This window comes from Alkalihalobacillus phoenicis (assembly GCF_047302405.1).
In the GTDB taxonomy this organism is placed as follows: Bacteria; Bacillota; Bacilli; order Bacillales; family Bacillaceae_D; genus Alkalihalobacillus.
Genome location: NZ_CP154853.1, coordinates 3,625,844 through 3,642,907, shown reverse-complemented (window position 1 = coordinate 3,642,907; position 17,064 = coordinate 3,625,844). Strand labels below are relative to the sequence as shown.

Below are 17,064 nucleotides of genomic sequence, written 5' to 3'. Positions count from 1 at the left end.
TCATCATTATATGTTAAGATGTTTAAGTTGTATTATTCCACAGTAGCTCAGTGGTAGAGCAATCGGCTGTTAACCAATCGGTCGTAGGTTCGAGTCCTACCTGTGGAGCCACGGAGAAGTACCCAAGTGGCTGAAGGGGCGCCCCTGCTAAGGGTGTAGGTCGCGCGAGCGGCGCGAGGGTTCAAATCCCTCCTTCTCCGCCATTTATATGGCCCGTTGGTCAAGTGGTTAAGACACCGCCCTTTCACGGCGGTAACACGGGTTCGAATCCCGTACGGGTCATTGTTTTATTTAATTAGAGTTTAGTTGTATTGAGATGTGTTATGAATAAGTCAAATCAGCGAAAACTCGAAACCTATTTTTGAAGTGTTGTGGAACTTTTAAAAGCTGTTATCAAAGAGAAGTTGGAAGTTCGAGGGTAGGGAGTGTTCGAGAGAAGGAACGTATATCGGTACGTGACTGAAGGAGAATCATGAACTAGACGAAGAAATTTGAAACTTATCTGAAGGTAAAGATGGAGGATTAGCTCAGCTGGGAGAGCACCTGCCTTACAAGCAGGGGGTCGGCGGTTCGAACCCGTCATCCTCCACCATTAATTTTATTTGGTCCGGTAGTTCAGTTGGTTAGAATGCCTGCCTGTCACGCAGGAGGTCGCGGGTTCGAGTCCCGTCCGGACCGCCAGTTTACTCTTTCGCGGGTGTGGCGGAATTGGCAGACGCGCTAGACTTAGGATCTAGTGTCTTATGACGTGGGGGTTCAAGTCCCTTCACCCGCATTATATTTTATACATTCACGCGGTTGTGGCGGAATGGCAGACGCGCTAGGTTGAGGGCCTAGTGGGAGTTAAATCCCGTGGAAGTTCGAGTCTTCTCAACCGCACCATAAAGCGTTTGTTTTAAAACAATTATTGACTTGAAAGATATTTATTGCGGGAAGTGGCTCAGCTTGGTAGAGCACCTGGTTTGGGACCAGGGGGTCGCAGGTTCAAATCCTGTCTTCCCGACCATTCTAATTTTAAATCGCGGGTGTAGTTTAGTGGTAAAACCTCAGCCTTCCAAGCTGATGTCGTGAGTTCGATTCTCATCACCCGCTCCAAATTAATATTTTGGTGGAACGTGCTTTTTTTTATGCCTTTTAAGGGGCCTGTAGCTCAGCTGGTTAGAGCGCACGCCTGATAAGCGTGAGGTCGGTGGTTCGAGTCCACTCAGGCCCACCATAATATTTTAAAAAAAGTCTTGACAGAACGAAATGTTTTGTATAAGATAGAAAAGTCGCCAATGAGCGAAACGAGTTCTTTGAAAACTGAACAAAAGCCAAGCGAATTAAAGAGATACAAGGTATCTCGTCAATGTTAGTCATTGAGAAATCAATGCAAAATGGAACTTCAGTGAAAGCTGAAGCTAGCCAGCAAAAATGAGCGAATCAGCTTATCCTTTAACGGAGAGTTTGATCCTGGCTCAGGACGAACGCTGGCGGCGTGCCTAATACATGCAAGTCGAGCGAATCAAAGGGAGCTTGCTCCCAGAGGTTAGCGGCGGACGGGTGAGTAACACGTGGGCAACCTGCCCTGTAGACTGGGATAACATCGAGAAATCGGTGCTAATACCGGATAATCAAAGGAATCACATGGTTTCTTTGTAAAAGATGGCTCCGGCTATCACTACGGGATGGGCCCGCGGCGCATTAGCTAGTTGGTAAGGTAATGGCTTACCAAGGCGACGATGCGTAGCCGACCTGAGAGGGTGATCGGCCACACTGGGACTGAGACACGGCCCAGACTCCTACGGGAGGCAGCAGTAGGGAATCTTCCGCAATGGACGAAAGTCTGACGGAGCAACGCCGCGTGAGTGATGAAGGTTTTCGGATCGTAAAGCTCTGTTGTTAGGGAAGAACAAGTGCCGTTCGAATAGGTCGGCACCTTGACGGTACCTAACCAGAAAGCCACGGCTAACTACGTGCCAGCAGCCGCGGTAATACGTAGGTGGCAAGCGTTGTCCGGAATTATTGGGCGTAAAGCGCGCGCAGGCGGTCTTTTAAGTCTGATGTGAAATATCGGGGCTCAACCCCGAGGGGTCATTGGAAACTGGGAGACTTGAGTACAGAAGAGGAGAGTGGAATTCCACGTGTAGCGGTGAAATGCGTAGATATGTGGAGGAACACCAGTGGCGAAGGCGACTCTCTGGTCTGTAACTGACGCTGAGGCGCGAAAGCGTGGGGAGCAAACAGGATTAGATACCCTGGTAGTCCACGCCGTAAACGATGAGTGCTAGGTGTTAGGGGTTTCGATGCCCTTAGTGCCGAAGTTAACACATTAAGCACTCCGCCTGGGGAGTACGGCCGCAAGGCTGAAACTCAAAGGAATTGACGGGGGCCCGCACAAGCAGTGGAGCATGTGGTTTAATTCGAAGCAACGCGAAGAACCTTACCAGGTCTTGACATCCTTTGACCACTCTAGAGATAGAGCTTTCCCCTTCGGGGGACAAAGTGACAGGTGGTGCATGGTTGTCGTCAGCTCGTGTCGTGAGATGTTGGGTTAAGTCCCGCAACGAGCGCAACCCTTGATCTTAGTTGCCAGCATTAAGTTGGGCACTCTAAGGTGACTGCCGGTGACAAACCGGAGGAAGGTGGGGATGACGTCAAATCATCATGCCCCTTATGACCTGGGCTACACACGTGCTACAATGGATGGTACAAAGGGCAGCAAAACCGCGAGGTCGAGCCAATCCCATAAAGCCATTCTCAGTTCGGATTGTAGGCTGCAACTCGCCTACATGAAGCCGGAATTGCTAGTAATCGCGGATCAGCATGCCGCGGTGAATACGTTCCCGGGCCTTGTACACACCGCCCGTCACACCACGAGAGTTTGTAACACCCGAAGTCGGTGGGGTAACCTTTTGGAGCCAGCCGCCTAAGGTGGGACAGATGATTGGGGTGAAGTCGTAACAAGGTAGCCGTATCGGAAGGTGCGGCTGGATCACCTCCTTTCTATGGAGTATTTAACTCTAGTCGACGAACAACTTCGGTTGTTTGCGCTTTGGTCCTTTTGTTCAGTTTTGAATGAACTTTGATTCATTCTTATATAACTAAGGTGAATGGTTTATTCCCGAAGTTTTATTAGAAGTTATATATGGGCCTGTAGCTCAGCTGGTTAGAGCGCACGCCTGATAAGCGTGAGGTCGGTGGTTCGAGTCCACTCAGGCCCACCATATATACTCATCCTAATAAGTGATAAGTGATGCTTATTTTTTGTCTGGAAAAGTAGTTTAATAACTAAGAAAAGGGCAAAAGAAATAGGATTATCATTTACAAATAAAGGGCAGAGAGAACCGAGTAGTTCGAGGAAACGAATGACCGAAAGATTGGAATGTATCTTGATACATGACATGATGGAGGGAGTGAAGTTGACGAAGAAATACGAAGGTTATCTGAAGTCATATTGGGGCCTTAGCTCAGCTGGGAGAGCGCCTGCTTTGCACGCAGGAGGTCAGCGGTTCGATCCCGCTAGGCTCCACCAATTTTACACAAAACGACAAAGAAAATCGAAATCATCGATTATCTAAGTCTGTTGGCAAGAAGCAACAAGGAGTTCGAGGACATGAAATTCTGGAGACTCGGAGCGTGCTTTAGCACGTGAGAATCGAAAGAATGAAATGGACGAAGAAATCCGCCGTTGATTCGCAGTCAAATGGTTCTTTGAAAACTAGATAATAAGATAAACATGATTAATTCATCGGAGTCTATAACGATAGACGAACGAGAATGTCAAGAATTCATATCAAACCTTTGATAATACGACCAACGAGATTCGATTCATCGAAAATCGGAAGTCAAATTTGGCCAAAAGCAACGGTAAATTTATTTTTACGTTGATTTGCAGCCAAAATGGTTAAGTTAGAAAGGGCGCACGGTGAATGCCTTGGCACTAGGAGCCGAAGAAGGACGCGACGAACGGCGAAACGCCTCGGGGAGCTGTAAGTAAGCTTTGAACCGGGGATATCCGAATGGGGGAACCCACCATCTTTAATAGGATGGTATCCATATCTGAATACATAGGGTATGAGAAGGCAGACCTGGGGAACTGAAACATCTAAGTACCCAGAGGAAGAGAAAGCAAATGCGATTTCCTGAGTAGCGGCGAGCGAAACGGAATCAGCCCAAACCAAGAGGCTTGCCTCTTGGGGTTGTAGGACACTCTATACGGAGTCAAAAAGAAACGAAGTAGGTGAAGCGACCTGGAAAGGTCCGTCGAAGAGGGTAACAACCCCGTAGCCGAAACTTCGTTTCCTCCAGAGTGGATCCTGAGTACGGCGGGACACGTGAAACCCCGTCGGAATCCGGGAGGACCATCTCCCAAGGCTAAATACTCCCTAGTGACCGATAGTGAACCAGTACCGTGAGGGAAAGGTGAAAAGCACCCCGGAAGGGGAGTGAAAGAGATCCTGAAACCGTGTGCCTACAACTAGTTGGAGCCCGTTAATGGGTGACAGCGTGCCTTTTGTAGAATGAACCGGCGAGTTACGATGTCGTGCAAGGTTAAGCTGATAAAGCGGAGCCGTAGCGAAAGCGAGTCTGAATAGGGCGAATGAGTACGCCGTCGTAGACCCGAAACCGTGTGATCTACCCATGTCCAGGGTGAAGTTCAGGTAACACTGAATGGAGGCCCGAACCCACGCATGTTGAAAAATGCGGGGATGAGGTGTGGGTAGGGGTGAAATGCCAATCGAACTCGGAAATAGCTGGTTCTCCCCGAAATAGCTTTAGGGCTAGCCTCGAGGTGAGAGTATTGGAGGTAGAGCACTGATTGGACTAGGGGTCCCCACAGGATTACCGAATTCAGTCAAACTCCGAATGCCAATTACTTATCCTCGGGAGTCAGACTGCGAGTGCTAAGATCCGTAGTCAAGAGGGAAACAGCCCAGACCATCAGCTAAGGTCCCCAAGTATACGTTAAGTGGAAAAGGATGTGGAGTTGCTTAGACAACCAGGATGTTGGCTTAGAAGCAGCCACCATTTAAAGAGTGCGTAATAGCTCACTGGTCGAGTGACTCTGCGCCGAAAATGTACCGGGGCTAAACGTATCACCGAAGCTATGGATTTACACCTTCAGGTGTAAGTGGTAGGGGAGCGTTCTAAATGCAGCGAAGTCAGATCGTGAGGACTGGTGGAGCGTTTAGAAGTGAGAATGCCGGTATGAGTAGCGAAAAGAGGGGTGAGAATCCCCTCCGTCGAAAGCCCAAGGTTTCCTGAGGAAGGCTCGTCCGCTCAGGGTTAGTCGGGACCTAAGCCGAGGCTGAAAAGCGTAGGCGATGGACAACAGGTTGAAATTCCTGTACCACCTCCTCACCGTTTGAGTAATGGGGGGACGCAGAAAGATAGGGTAAGCGCACTGATGGATATGTGCGTCCAAGCAGTTAGGCTGAGAAGTAGGCAAATCCGCTTCTCGCGAAGGCTGAGCTGTGATGGCGAGGGAAATTTAGTACCGAAGTTCCTGATTCTACACTGCCAAGAAAAGCCTCTAGCGAGGTGAGAGGTGCCCGTACCGTAAACCGACACAGGTAGGCGAGAAGAGAATTCTAAGACGCTCGGGAGAACTCTCGTTAAGGAACTCGGCAAAATGACCCCGTAACTTCGGGAGAAGGGGTGCTCTATTAAGGTGAATAGCCTGAGAGAGCCGCAGTGAAAAGATCCAAGCGACTGTTTAGCAAAAACACAGGTCTCTGCGAAGCCGCAAGGCGAAGTATAGGGGCTGACACCTGCCCGGTGCTGGAAGGTTAAGAGGAGGGGTTATCCCTTACGGGAGAAGCTCTGAATTGAAGCCCCAGTAAACGGCGGCCGTAACTATAACGGTCCTAAGGTAGCGAAATTCCTTGTCGGGTAAGTTCCGACCCGCACGAATGGTGTAACGATTTGGATACTGTCTCAACGAGAGACCCGGTGAAATTATAGTACCTGTGAAGATGCAGGTTACCCGCGACAGGACGGAAAGACCCCATGGAGCTTTACTGTAGCTTGATATTGGATGTTGGTACAGTTTGTACAGGATAGGTAGGAGCCTTGGAAGCCGGAGCGCTAGCTTCGGTGGAGGCGTCGGTGGGATACTACCCTGACTGTGCTGACATTCTAACCTCGGACCGTGATCCGGTTCAGGGACAGTGTCAGGTGGGCAGTTTGACTGGGGCGGTCGCCTCCTAAACAGTAACGGAGGCGCCCAAAGGTTCCCTCAGAATGGTTGGAAATCATTCGTAGAGTGCAAAGGCAAAAGGGAGCTTGACTGCGAGACCTACAAGTCGAGCAGGGACGAAAGTCGGGCTTAGTGATCCGGTGGTTCCGCATGGAAGGGCCATCGCTCAACGGATAAAAGCTACCCTGGGGATAACAGGCTTATCTCCCCCAAGAGTCCACATCGACGGGGAGGTTTGGCACCTCGATGTCGGCTCATCGCATCCTGGGGCTGAAGTAGGTCCCAAGGGTTGGGCTGTTCGCCCATTAAAGCGGTACGCGAGCTGGGTTCAGAACGTCGTGAGACAGTTCGGTCCCTATCCGTCGCGGGCGCAGGAAATTTGAGAGGAGCTGTCCTTAGTACGAGAGGACCGGGATGGACACACCGCTGGTGTACCAGTTGTTCCGCCAGGAGCATCGCTGGGTAGCTACGTGTGGAAGGGATAAGTGCTGAAAGCATCTAAGCATGAAGCCCCCCTCAAGATGAGATTTCCCATGGAGTTAATCCAGTAAGACCCCTTAGAGATGATGAGGTTGATAGGTCTGGTGTGGAAGCGTGGCGACACGTGGAGCTGACAGATACTAATCGGTCGAGGACTTATCCATTATTATTCTTGACATCATGTTTTTATCGATTATCTAGTTTTGAGAGAATCCTCTCCATAGTTTGGTGGCGATAGCGAAGAGGTCACACCCGTTCCCATGCCGAACACGGCCGTTAAGCTCTTCAGCGCCGATGGTAGTTGGGGGATTCCCCCTGCAAGAGTAGGACGTTGCCAAGCGATAAAGCACATTCCAATAGGAGTGTGCTTTTTTATATGCATAAAGAGAACGCTCAGGCGGTGAAGAGCTCTGGCCCGTAGGGGCAGCAGCTGCGGAGGATAGGCTTCAAAAAGAGAAACCTCATGAAACCCATCATTGAAAAGGCCTCATGAATCAACCAGGAGTCGGGCGCAAGACGAATCGGTTGTCTTCGTGCCACATCGTGAGAAACATCGAGGAAAAAGCGACATGCCCCGCTTCCCTGAAGAAGAGAATCGAAGAGGCAGTAGGACGTTGCCAGGCAGATAAAGCACATTCCAAGAGGAATGTGCTTTTTAATTTGCATAAAGAGAACGCTCAGGCGGTGAAGAGCTCTGGCCCGTAGGGGCAGCATCTACGGAGGATAGGCTTCAAAAAGAAAACCTCGTGAAATTCTTCATGAAAAAGCCTCATGAATCAAGCAGGGAGCGGGCGTGAGACGAATCGGTTGTCTTCGTGCGACCTCGTGAAAAGCTTCGAGGAAAAGCGACATGCCTTGCTTCCCTGAAGAAGAGAATCGAAGAGACAGTAGGACGTTGCCAAGCGATAAAGCACATTCCAATAGGAGTGTGCTTTTTAATATGCATAAAAAGAAAGCTCAGGAAATAACGTGGTCGGGACAAAACTACCTAAAAATAAGTTGGATGACTATAATGACAGTCATCCAACTTTTCTTATTGAAGATTTTACATTTTTCATATCAGAGCAGGTTTTTGTCTTAGCCTCTTTTAACATGCCTAAATGTTAAATATAAGAGAGAATAATTTTAAGTACATAATAAAGGTCTAGTAGCTAGAGAGTGAAATAAAAAGTAACCAGGTCGGAAGGTCTGGTAACTGTCAAAACAGGTCATGAAATACAGTGAAATATAGTAGTAATATATTATTTTAGTATAAATATATTTATATGTTATTTACTAGATATGTATTATCGTTTATTCTAACATCGCAGCTATTGATTATTTTGAATATTCATAAAATATATACTAGAAGTCATCTAATATTCATTTTTAAAGACACTATTGATTATTACTAGGTCTCTCCTCTTAATTTTATGATTATTTACACACCCAATGTTTATAAAAAATTTGGAGGTGATACTTCGACGCGTATCTTCCTATTCTTTGAGCTTGATGTATTCGAAAAATTGAATTGATTTTTAGTATTATTTTCTATGACTCTATTAATTTCAATAAATAATAAGGAGGAAAATAATTTGAAAAAGCTATTTAGTAAAGTGGTGGCGAGTGCTGCTCTATTGTTTTCTATAACCTTAACGACTACATCAGTATCTGCTGAGGAAGAAAAGAAGCAATATTTGATTGGTTTTGAAAATCAAATCGAGGTATCAGAGTTTATAGAAAGCAGTGAAAAAGTAGATGGAGAAATGTCGATATTAGCAGAAGTGAATAATGAAAAAGTGGAAATGGAGCTTTTATATGAATTTGATTCAATTCCTGTTGTTTCGGTGGAGCTAAGTCCTGAAGATTTAGCTGAATTAAAAGCTGATTCGTCTATTTCTTTTATTGAAGAAGATCTTGAAGTTTCTATTGCTAATCAAACAACCCCTTGGGGGATTACCCGTGTACAAGCACCTTTTGCTCATAGTATTGGTTTAACTGGTTGGGGAGTAAAAGTGGCCGTTCTTGATACAGGAATTGCTACACATCCAGATTTAAACATTAGAGGAGGAGTGAGCTTTGTTCCAGGGGAGCCAACTTATCAAGATGGGAATGGACATGGAACCCATGTTGCTGGAACAATAGCAGCATTGAATAATTCCATTGGTGTCATCGGTGTTGCTCCAAATGCAGAACTTTATGCAGTAAAAGTGTTAGGTGCTAACGGAAATGGATCGGTCAGTTCTATTGCTCAAGGTCTTCAATGGAGTGCAGAGAACGGAATGGATATTGCCAATTTAAGCCTTGGTAGTCCAATGGGTAGCCCAACACTAGAATTAGCGGTTAATCAAGCAACTGCTGCGGGAGTACTTGTGGTAGCAGCTACAGGAAATAATGGATCTGGAACAGTTTCTTATCCAGCTCGTTATGCTAATGCACTTGCTGTTGGTGCAACTGATCAAAATAACAATCGTGCAAGTTTCTCTCAGTATGGGACAGGCTTAGATATTGTAGCACCTGGTGTGGGTGTGCAAAGCACATATTTGCAAAATCAATACGCAAGTCTTAGTGGTACCTCAATGGCCACTCCTCACGTAGCTGGAGTGGCAGCACTTGTGAAAGAGAAAAATCCAACATGGTCAAATATAGAGATCAGACAGCATTTATCCAATACTGCTACACCACTTGGAAATCCAACTCAATATGGTAGTGGTTTAGTTAATGCAGAGGAAGCCGTAAGATAAGTTACAAAAAGATGTGAATTTGTAAACATACATATTCACATCTTTTCTTTTATATAATAGTTTAGAATCTAATAGAATAAAAATTATAAATATTTATGATATTATAAAATTATAGCAATTTTTAAGGGGGATATCTTATATTTATTTGATTAAATTAAAAAGGTAGGTACATATAATGAAAAAGCTATTGTTAACAGGCTTTGAGCCATTCCTTGACTTCTCAATCAATCCAACGATGAAAATTGTGGAGGAATTAGAAGGGAAAGAAATTGGACAATACATCATTACCTCGAAAGTGTTATCCGTTGATTTTGAGTTGGCAGGTAAGCAATTATTAAAATATATAGATGAGAATAAACCAGATGCGGTTATTTCCCTCGGTCTTGCTGGTGGTAGGTATAAAATCACGCCAGAAAGAATTGCGATTAATGTTAATCACGGTTTAGCAGATAATAAGGGACATATTCCAATGGATGAAGTGATTCAAGCTGGAGGACCAGACGGGTTATTTTCTACTTTACCTATCAGTTTTATGGTCGAGCAATTAATACATAATGGACTACCTGCTGAGATTTCTAATACGGCTGGGACTTATTTGTGTAACCATGTTATGTATCAAGCTCTTTATTATACAAAATCAAAAAAACTTTCTATTCCAACTGGTTTTATTCATATTCCTGCCTCACATGAATTGGCTATCAAACACGGGAGAATCCCAAGTTGGAGTCATGAAGATTTAAAGAAAGGGATCATAATTTGTATTAAATCTCTTATGAATTCTTAGTAGATTTGTAGACTCATATACACTATTAGATTACCTTAATTTGTGGCTCTGAAAATGGGAATAGGGTGTAATAGGGCTATATGTAAATGATTTTATTTAGGATAGGAAAGAGTGGTTAAAGAGTGATTTTATTCTGACTGTACTATTCTATATTGGAGGATGGATGTGACACAGCTTCAAAAAGAAATAAACAATGAAAAGGCTTTGTGGGCTTTGTTTTTTGGGGTTGTTTTAGTTGCGGTAAATTTAAGAGCTCCGATATCAGCGATTGGTCCAATTTTAAGTTCGATCCAGGAAAGTCTTGGTTTAACTAAATCGATGGCAGGGAGTATGACAACGATTCCCCTTATTGCTTTTGCCCTTTTGTCTCCTTTTGCTCCGAGGTTTGCTAGAAGATTTGGAACGGAGAAGACAATCTTTGTTGCTTTGATTGTATTAACAATTGGAATAGCGGTACGCATCTATCCGAGCATTCCATCTTTATTTATTGGGACAGCTTTTATTGGGGCGGCGATTGCTATTTGTAATGTTCTCCTGCCTGCGATTATAAAGCAGCATTTTCCATTACGGCTTGGGTTGATGACAGGGATTTATGGGCTTGTTATGAATGTAACAGCAGCTCTTTCTTCTGGTATTAGTGAGCCGCTATCCTTATATTTTCATTGGAGTGGGGCGTTAGCAATTTGGGGGGGGCTTGCTGTGATAGCCCTCATCGTCTGGGGTTTTCAGCTCAAAAACAATCAGCCAATAAAAAAAGGATTAGACAAAATGGGGGCTGTTTCTTTTCGATTGCGTACATCATCGTTAGCTTGGTTTGTTACGGCTTTTATGGGGATCCAATCCTTTTTGTACTATACAGTTTTGACATGGCTTCCGCAGATTCTCGAGACATATGGATATAGTTCAATAGCGGCAGGCTGGATGTTAGCGACCATGCAAGGAGCTTTATTTCCGATGACGTTTCTTATCCCGATTCTTGCAGGGAAAATGAAAGATCAACGATTTTTATCTGTAGCTACAGGCATTTGTTTTCTAATATCAAGTGTTGGTTTGTTAATGGGATTTTGGCTACCAGTATGGGTTTTATTAATGGGAGTCGCATGTGGTAGTGCTTTTGGATTGGCGATGATGTTCTTCCCTCTTCGTACTAAGGATGCTCAGCAAGCGGCCAAGCTATCAGGAATGGCTCAATCCTTAGGATATTTATTGGCAGCATCAGGTCCTGTTTTATTCGGCTTTATCCATGAACTATCTGGTGGATGGAGGGCACCGATGATGCTCCTTATTATTCTATCAATCGTCATTTGTTTTATCGGTTTTAAAGCGGGAAGCGGCTTTGTTGAAAGAGAAAAATGAAGAGTGCAGCTAAGAAAAAACAACCCAATCAATAGATAATGGGTTGTTTTTAATTTCTTATAATGCTTGATCATCAACTGATTCAAGCCAGTCTTCAATGGTTTTCACTACTGTTTCAACCATACCTTCTTCAAATGGAGAGGCGAGGGAAGCGGCTTCTACTAATTCGAGGAATGACTTTGAACCACCAAGCTTACATAGGTTTAAATAATCATTCCATGCTTTTTCTTTATTCTCCTGTGATCTTTTCCAAAGCTGAAAGGCACAAATTTGGGCAAGAGTGTAGTCAATATAATAAAACGGTGATTTGTAAATATGACCTTGTCTTTTCCAAAAGTTCCCCTCTTCTAAATAAGCATTGCCATCATAATCGCGATGTGGCAGGTATGTTTCCTCTAACTGTTTCCATGCTTGTTTTCGTTCAGTTGGTGACCATTCAGGGTTTTCATAAATAAGATGTTGAAATTCATCGACAGCGACTCCATATGGTAGGAATTGAAGGCCAGTCGCTAAATGGGAATATTTGTACTTATCCGTATCTTCTTTGAAAAATAATTCCATCCACGGCCATGTTAGAAATTCCATACTCATCGAATGGATTTCACAAGCTTCATGAGTTGGGAATAAATATTCTGGTATCCCGATATCTCGACTTAAATAGCATTGAAAAGCATGACCAACTTCATGGGTGAGAACATCGAGATCATCAGAAGTACCATTAAAGTTAGCAAATATAAACGGGGCTTGGTAGTCCTCAATAAAAGTACAGTAACCTCCCGCTTCTTTTCCCTTTTTCGCTTCTAGATCCATTAAGTTTCGCTCAAGCATAAATTGGAAAAATTCCTTCGTCTCTGGAGACAGTTCTTCATACATCTTTTTCCCGTTATCGATAATCCACTGTGGAGAGCCTTTTGGTTTGGCGTTCCCAGTTTTATACTTGAAATTCTCATCATAAAATTTTAGTGAATCAACGCCAATTCGGTTCGCTTGTTTTTTATACAGTTTAGAGGCGAGTGGAACGATCACATCGCGTACTTGTTTACGAAATACTTCAACCATTTCTGCATTATAATCAATTCTTAACATGCGGATATAGCCTAGCTCTACAAAGTTTTTATATCCAAGTGTGGTCGCGATTTCATGGCGAACTTTAACTAATTGATTGTAAATTTCATCAAATTTATCTGAATGATTTGCATAAAAACCAAAACTAGCATCAACGGCTTCTTGTCGAATATTACGCTCATTGTCCTGTGTAAATGGAGCAAGCTGAGCGAGTGTGTAACTCTCTCCTTGGAATTCAATTTCTGCCGAGGCAACAAGCTTTGCATATTCGGACGTTAGTTTATTTTCTTTTTGAAGTAGATGAATCACTTCCGGTGAAAAAGATTTGATTTGAAAATCAGCAATGTCGAATAATTGTGCTCCCCACTTCTTTTCGAGAGCTTCACGGAATGGAGACTTAATTAACTCTTGATAAAGAGTAGTATTTAGTTCATCCAATTCTGGTGAAATTTCATCAAAGAAATCGCGTTCCTTTTGATAAAAATCATTTTTTGTATCAATGGATGAACGAATATAAGTAAGTGTATGCATCGTGGAAAGCTTACTTCGAAATTGATTAATACTTTCGAGAGCCGTTGTCGCTGCCTTCACATTTGTTGCATTGGTAAATTCTTTTAGTAATAATTTAAAATCTTCTTTTACAGATTGTACATTCGGTCGTTCATATGTATAGTTTTCAAAACTTTTCATGGTCATCCCCCTTTATCTTATATGTATTCGACATTCTTTTTTTAATCCTTTAAAATAATTGCTTTTTTCAAATAATATTTGTTTAGTTGGAAGGGTGGAGTCATTTGTGAATGATTATAACTTCATCCAAAACTAGGTTTAAAGGATAAGGGCGTTAGTGCACATTTAGGTATTGGTACGTATAGTATGTGAAGAGATGGTTACTAAGGAAGTGAATAGCAGTGAGGATACATGTAACGAAAAGTGGTGAATCATTAACGGAACTAGCAAAAAAGCATCATGTGGATGTAGAGGATTTAATCTTCTATAATCCACATATTTTAAGTGTGACTAGTGACAAGGAAGGGGTAGAAGTGAACATTCCATCTCCTCGAATAGATATAGAGGCAAAGGATTTACCTTTATGTCCTTATGGAGAACCAGAGGACCCGCTCGATCATTGGATTCCAACGACTTCTCTTGCCAAAATGGCTGAAACGGAATATGACGTTCTTGTGGTCGGGAGTGGAGCAGGGGGAGGAGCTGCTCTTTGGCGCCTATGTGAAAATTTACTCAAGAGTGGCAAGAAGATAGGTCTAATCGAAGCTGGGAAGTTACTCCTACCAACACATGCTCAAAATTTAGTAACGGTGAATGAGGAACGTTTAGCGAGGTATTTATATAACCCAAAGATCTCGACGTTATCTTCAAAGTATTCTTATGAGTATCCTGGAGCGATTCAAGTTGATGCATTAGGAGGAAATTCTTTATTTTGGAGTGCGGTGACCCCGCGTATGGATCCTTCTATTATTGAATCATGGCCTCTCTCTTTGCAAGAAATGAATAGGTATTATGATCTCGCTGAAAACGTGATGAATGTGACTGAGCAATTTACAGTAGGTTCTTTGGTTACGCAATTCTTTCTTGAGCAGCTCCGAGCAAATGGATATAGAGAAGCCGAGCCAATACCGATGGCAGTAGATTTGCAAGCAACTCAATTTGGTCGGATTCAATCAAGTGTTTATTTTAGTTCGATTGTGTTGCTTGGGAGAGCTCTAAATTATGGAGCATTTGATTTAGCGATAAATGCACGGACAACAAATATATTTGCAGAGAATGGTAAAGTGCAAGGAGTTAGAGTGATGTCAGAAGAAAAGCAAGTATATGATATAAAAGCAAAGCATGTGGTCATAAGTGCAGGAGCATTCGAGTCACCACGACTTTTGCTTCATTCAGGACTTAGCGGAGCGGTTGGACATTATTTGACAAATCATTCTTATATTCGAGCAACGACCCAAGCCGATAGTAAGTCATTTTCTGATCCTTTAGGTACACTTGGAATTCTTCTTCCTCAAAGTGAACATCGTCCTTATCAAATTCAAGTTCACGGGCCAGGTAGCTATTTTTGGTACCCTTCTCCTTATGTTACTTGGAAAACTAGAGCAAGTAAATATGAATTTACCGTGTGGTGATCATGGTGAAGAAAATCAATTCAATGTATTTGAAATTTCTTTAGAAAATTATCAGCTCTCTCCTAAAATGAAAGGGGAACAAGTAGTAACTGATATTTCCCTTGATTTAGATGTGGTCATACGTGAATTGCTATGTCCGGTTGAGCTAGAAACGGTGGAGCAAATTGAGGAACTTGTTGTAGAAATTAAAGACTACATAGAAGATGATTTAAGAAGTGTAATCACTACGTTACAAGACAAAAAAATAGATGTAATTAATGTAGGGCATGAAATCAATATGAAATCTCCAAGTAAGTGGAAAGAGATAAAAGGAGATTGGGATGACTTATTTGCAAAAAGCGAGTTTGTCTTCGATATTTCAATCGATATTGAAGGTTCGGGTATTATAGATTACACTCCTTTTGTGAAATTCAATCAATGATGGAGGAGGCTTTTAATGTTTGAACGAGTGTTTCTCGTTGTATTAGTATATATAATCTTGTTTTCGTTTGATTTATCGAGATTTAGTACGCAGGAAAAACGAGCAAAATTTATTTATTCAGTCATAATTCTAGCCTCTCTATACCAAAGCATTGATTTTATATGGGATGCCAAATGGCCAAATGTCGTGGATTTTATTAATATGCTCTTTTGGGAGCCGGCTGAAAAGATAGTTGATTATTTATCATCATAGAGTAAAGGAAGATAGCGATGAAAGTGAAGGGAAAAGATAAGGAGTCAGTTAGCGATAGGCAAATGTCATTCTTATTTATAAGCTTTTTATTAGGATCAGCTATCGTTAATATCCCGTCGCCACTAGTAAATAGAGCCGGTAATATGGCATGGTTATCACTTATTATTGCTTTTTTGATTAGTATTCCTTTATTACTATCTATTCTTTTTTTACATCGCCAATCTGCGGAGAAAACATTTGTTGAACACTCTAGGAAAACTCTTGGTAATTTTGGGACTGGGCTCATTGTAATTCCTATTTGTATAATGTTGTTTTTAATGATCACATACATCATGTTTGATGTCGGCCTTTTCTTAAATAATACTTTGATGTTAGAGACACCAGCATCGATTGTACACCTGTTTTTGTATATGGTTTCTGCCCTGACTGTTTATGCCGGTATTGAAGTGATGGGGAGAATGTTTACGATCCTGTTTGTCTTTATGATTGGGGCATTTATTCTCTTTCTGTTGTTGATTATGCCTCAGCTTCAACCTGACTATCTCCTACCTTTATTTTCAGACGGACTAAAGCCTATATTCCACGGAGTCTATGTCAATTACGGATTTCCATATGCGGAAGTTGCCATTTTCGCACTGTTACTTTCTTTTACTCATTCTGATAAAAAGAAAGGGTTGAAGAAGGCAATGTTTCGGGCTTTAATGTTACAAGGGTTGTTTTTAATGATGGCTATTCTTTTAACCATTATGGTTTTGGGGCCGACAGGAGCGGATATAAAATATTCTTTATTCTATATCGCAACATTAATTGATATTAAAGAGGTTTTTACAGGGGTGGAAGCTATTGTTGCGATGACATGGATTCTTGGTTCATATATGAAAGGGACGATTGCGTTGTTTGCCTTAAATTTTACATTCTCGCAATTGTTAAAACTTAAAGATGAAAGAATGTTAATCTTTCCCATTGCCTTATGTTCTTTTTTTCTTTCCATATCGACGTTTGACCATGAAAGGGAATTCCATGTTGCGGTTTCAACTGTCTATCCGTTATTAATAACCGTTATAGCTGTATTACCGATTCTTTTTGTTGTCGCGATGACATTTCTGAGACAGAAAAAAAATCAATCAAAAGGAGTTTAGTACTTCGCAGTTCGAATATGACTTCCTCAAAAATTGTCGCCACCTTTTTTTAGAAAGAATAAAGAATCCAAACGGAGGAGCCCATGGAATGTATAGTACCTTTTGGAATACATACAGCCTTCGAGGCAGTTTCGGTTGTTTTTGATTATTCTGATGGAGTTGAGCATAGCATGTAGAATGAAACATATATTATAGAGTCTAAAGTGATAATTTGAATTATTGAATATTAATATGAGTTTATGGGGTTAAAGTAAGTCCGTACGAGATAATAAAAGAAGGGAGGAGAAAAATGAGGTTTCGCAAAGTTGGTAAAGAGATGATGGAAATTGAAGAAAAGGACTTATTAGCTTCTCCAGGTTTAGCAATTTACACAGTAAGAGAGGCATTTAGTCAAGATTATTATACTACGTTGAAAAAAGTAGCTGAAATAGGTTACCGCACACTTGATTTATATGAATATGAGCACATACCACCAAATGAAATGAAAAGAACATTGGATTCTCTTTAATTACATGGGGTTTC

At 42.4% G+C, this 17,064-nt stretch carries 9 protein-coding genes, 12 tRNA genes and 3 rRNA genes; 23 read left to right on the top strand and 1 reads right to left on the bottom strand.

Going from position 1 to position 17,064, the window contains the following annotated elements; all coding sequences use genetic code 11:
- Positions 1-36: 36 nt before the first annotated feature.
- From AA0017_RS17075 to AA0017_RS16990, 18 genes are all read left to right on the top strand, one after another.
- Positions 37-111 (top strand) — tRNA-Asn (locus AA0017_RS17075).
- A 1-nt stretch (position 112) separates the two neighbouring features.
- A tRNA-Ser gene (locus AA0017_RS17070) sits at positions 113-203 on the top strand.
- Positions 204-210: 7 nt separating this feature from the next.
- Positions 211-282 (top strand) — tRNA-Glu (locus AA0017_RS17065).
- Positions 283-516: 234 nt separating this feature from the next.
- Positions 517-592, top strand: a tRNA-Val gene (locus tag AA0017_RS17060).
- A gap of 12 nt (positions 593-604) precedes the next feature.
- Positions 605-681 (top strand) — tRNA-Asp (locus AA0017_RS17055).
- A 12-nt stretch (positions 682-693) separates the two neighbouring features.
- Positions 694-775 (top strand) — tRNA-Leu (locus AA0017_RS17050).
- Positions 776-794: 19 nt separating this feature from the next.
- Positions 795-882 (top strand) — tRNA-Leu (locus AA0017_RS17045).
- A gap of 47 nt (positions 883-929) precedes the next feature.
- Positions 930-1,006, top strand: a tRNA-Pro gene (locus AA0017_RS17040).
- Between the two features lie 15 nt (positions 1,007-1,021).
- A tRNA-Gly gene (locus AA0017_RS17035) sits at positions 1,022-1,095 on the top strand.
- 44 nt (positions 1,096-1,139) lie between these two features.
- Positions 1,140-1,216, top strand: a tRNA-Ile gene (locus AA0017_RS17030).
- A gap of 218 nt (positions 1,217-1,434) precedes the next feature.
- A 16S ribosomal RNA gene (locus AA0017_RS17025) occupies positions 1,435-2,985 on the top strand.
- Between the two features lie 144 nt (positions 2,986-3,129).
- Positions 3,130-3,206 (top strand) — tRNA-Ile (locus tag AA0017_RS17020).
- A gap of 232 nt (positions 3,207-3,438) precedes the next feature.
- Positions 3,439-3,514, top strand: a tRNA-Ala gene (locus AA0017_RS17015).
- A gap of 370 nt (positions 3,515-3,884) precedes the next feature.
- Positions 3,885-6,825, top strand: a 23S ribosomal RNA gene (locus tag AA0017_RS17010).
- Between the two features lie 60 nt (positions 6,826-6,885).
- Positions 6,886-7,001 (top strand): 5S ribosomal RNA (rrf, locus tag AA0017_RS17005).
- The 16S, 23S and 5S rRNA genes sit together here with 12 tRNA genes alongside, the layout of an rRNA operon.
- A 1,234-nt stretch (positions 7,002-8,235) precedes the next feature.
- Positions 8,236-9,384 (top strand): S8 family peptidase, encoded by a 1,149-nt coding sequence (locus AA0017_RS17000; RefSeq protein WP_413376387.1) that lies wholly within the window; start codon positions 8,236-8,238, stop codon positions 9,382-9,384.
- Between the two features lie 175 nt (positions 9,385-9,559).
- Positions 9,560-10,168 carry a pyroglutamyl-peptidase I gene (locus AA0017_RS16995; protein WP_413376385.1) on the top strand — a complete coding sequence of 203 codons (609 nt, stop codon included), beginning with the start codon at positions 9,560-9,562 and terminating at the stop codon, positions 10,166-10,168.
- 165 nt (positions 10,169-10,333) lie between these two features.
- Positions 10,334-11,524, top strand: a complete 1,191-nt coding sequence (locus AA0017_RS16990; protein WP_413376383.1) for a CynX/NimT family MFS transporter — start codon at positions 10,334-10,336, stop codon at positions 11,522-11,524.
- A gap of 57 nt (positions 11,525-11,581) precedes the next feature.
- Here the strand turns inward: AA0017_RS16990 and AA0017_RS16985 are convergent, their stop codons facing one another.
- Positions 11,582-13,279: a M3 family oligoendopeptidase gene (locus AA0017_RS16985; RefSeq protein WP_413376381.1), complete on the bottom strand. Its 1,698-nt coding sequence runs from the start codon at positions 13,277-13,279 to the stop codon at positions 11,582-11,584.
- Between the two features lie 221 nt (positions 13,280-13,500).
- On the opposite strand from AA0017_RS16985, the gene AA0017_RS16980 reads away from it, so the two are divergent.
- The 5 genes from AA0017_RS16980 to AA0017_RS16960 all read left to right on the top strand — a co-directional run bounded on the left by AA0017_RS16980 (position 13,501) and on the right by AA0017_RS16960 (position 17,050).
- The gene (locus AA0017_RS16980) at positions 13,501-14,730 is read left to right on the top strand and encodes a GMC family oxidoreductase N-terminal domain-containing protein (RefSeq protein ID WP_413376379.1); all 1,230 of its coding nucleotides are present in this window, start codon (positions 13,501-13,503) and stop codon (positions 14,728-14,730) included.
- Positions 14,711-15,151, top strand: coding sequence for a Ger(x)C family spore germination C-terminal domain-containing protein (locus AA0017_RS16975; protein ID WP_413376377.1), 441 nt, complete (start codon positions 14,711-14,713; stop codon positions 15,149-15,151). The genes AA0017_RS16980 and AA0017_RS16975 overlap by 20 nt, the downstream gene beginning before the upstream one ends.
- Positions 15,152-15,166: 15 nt before the next feature.
- Positions 15,167-15,403 carry a hypothetical protein gene (locus tag AA0017_RS16970; protein ID WP_413376375.1) on the top strand — a complete coding sequence of 79 codons (237 nt, stop codon included), beginning with the start codon at positions 15,167-15,169 and terminating at the stop codon, positions 15,401-15,403.
- 17 nt (positions 15,404-15,420) lie between these two features.
- Positions 15,421-16,542: a GerAB/ArcD/ProY family transporter gene (locus AA0017_RS16965; RefSeq protein WP_413376373.1), complete on the top strand. Its 1,122-nt coding sequence runs from the start codon at positions 15,421-15,423 to the stop codon at positions 16,540-16,542.
- 289 nt (positions 16,543-16,831) lie between these two features.
- Positions 16,832-17,050, top strand: coding sequence for a hypothetical protein (locus AA0017_RS16960; protein WP_413376371.1), 219 nt, complete (start codon positions 16,832-16,834; stop codon positions 17,048-17,050).
- The last annotated feature ends 14 nt before the right edge of the window (positions 17,051-17,064 follow it).

Bases quoted from the DNA above. Each gene is read 5' to 3' on its own strand.
- AA0017_RS16995 (WP_413376385.1), top strand. From the start codon at position 9,560: ATGAAAAAGCTATTGTTAACAGGCTTTGAGCCATTCCTTGACTTCTCA.
- AA0017_RS16965 (WP_413376373.1), top strand. From the start codon at position 15,421: ATGAAAGTGAAGGGAAAAGATAAGGAGTCAGTTAGCGATAGGCAAATG.
- AA0017_RS16970 (WP_413376375.1), top strand. From the start codon at position 15,167: ATGTTTGAACGAGTGTTTCTCGTTGTATTAGTATATATAATCTTGTTT.
- AA0017_RS16975 (WP_413376377.1), top strand. From the start codon at position 14,711: ATGAATTTACCGTGTGGTGATCATGGTGAAGAAAATCAATTCAATGTA.
- AA0017_RS16985 (WP_413376381.1), bottom strand. From the start codon at position 13,279: ATGAAAAGTTTTGAAAACTATACATATGAACGACCGAATGTACAATCT.
- AA0017_RS16960 (WP_413376371.1), top strand. From the start codon at position 16,832: ATGAGGTTTCGCAAAGTTGGTAAAGAGATGATGGAAATTGAAGAAAAG.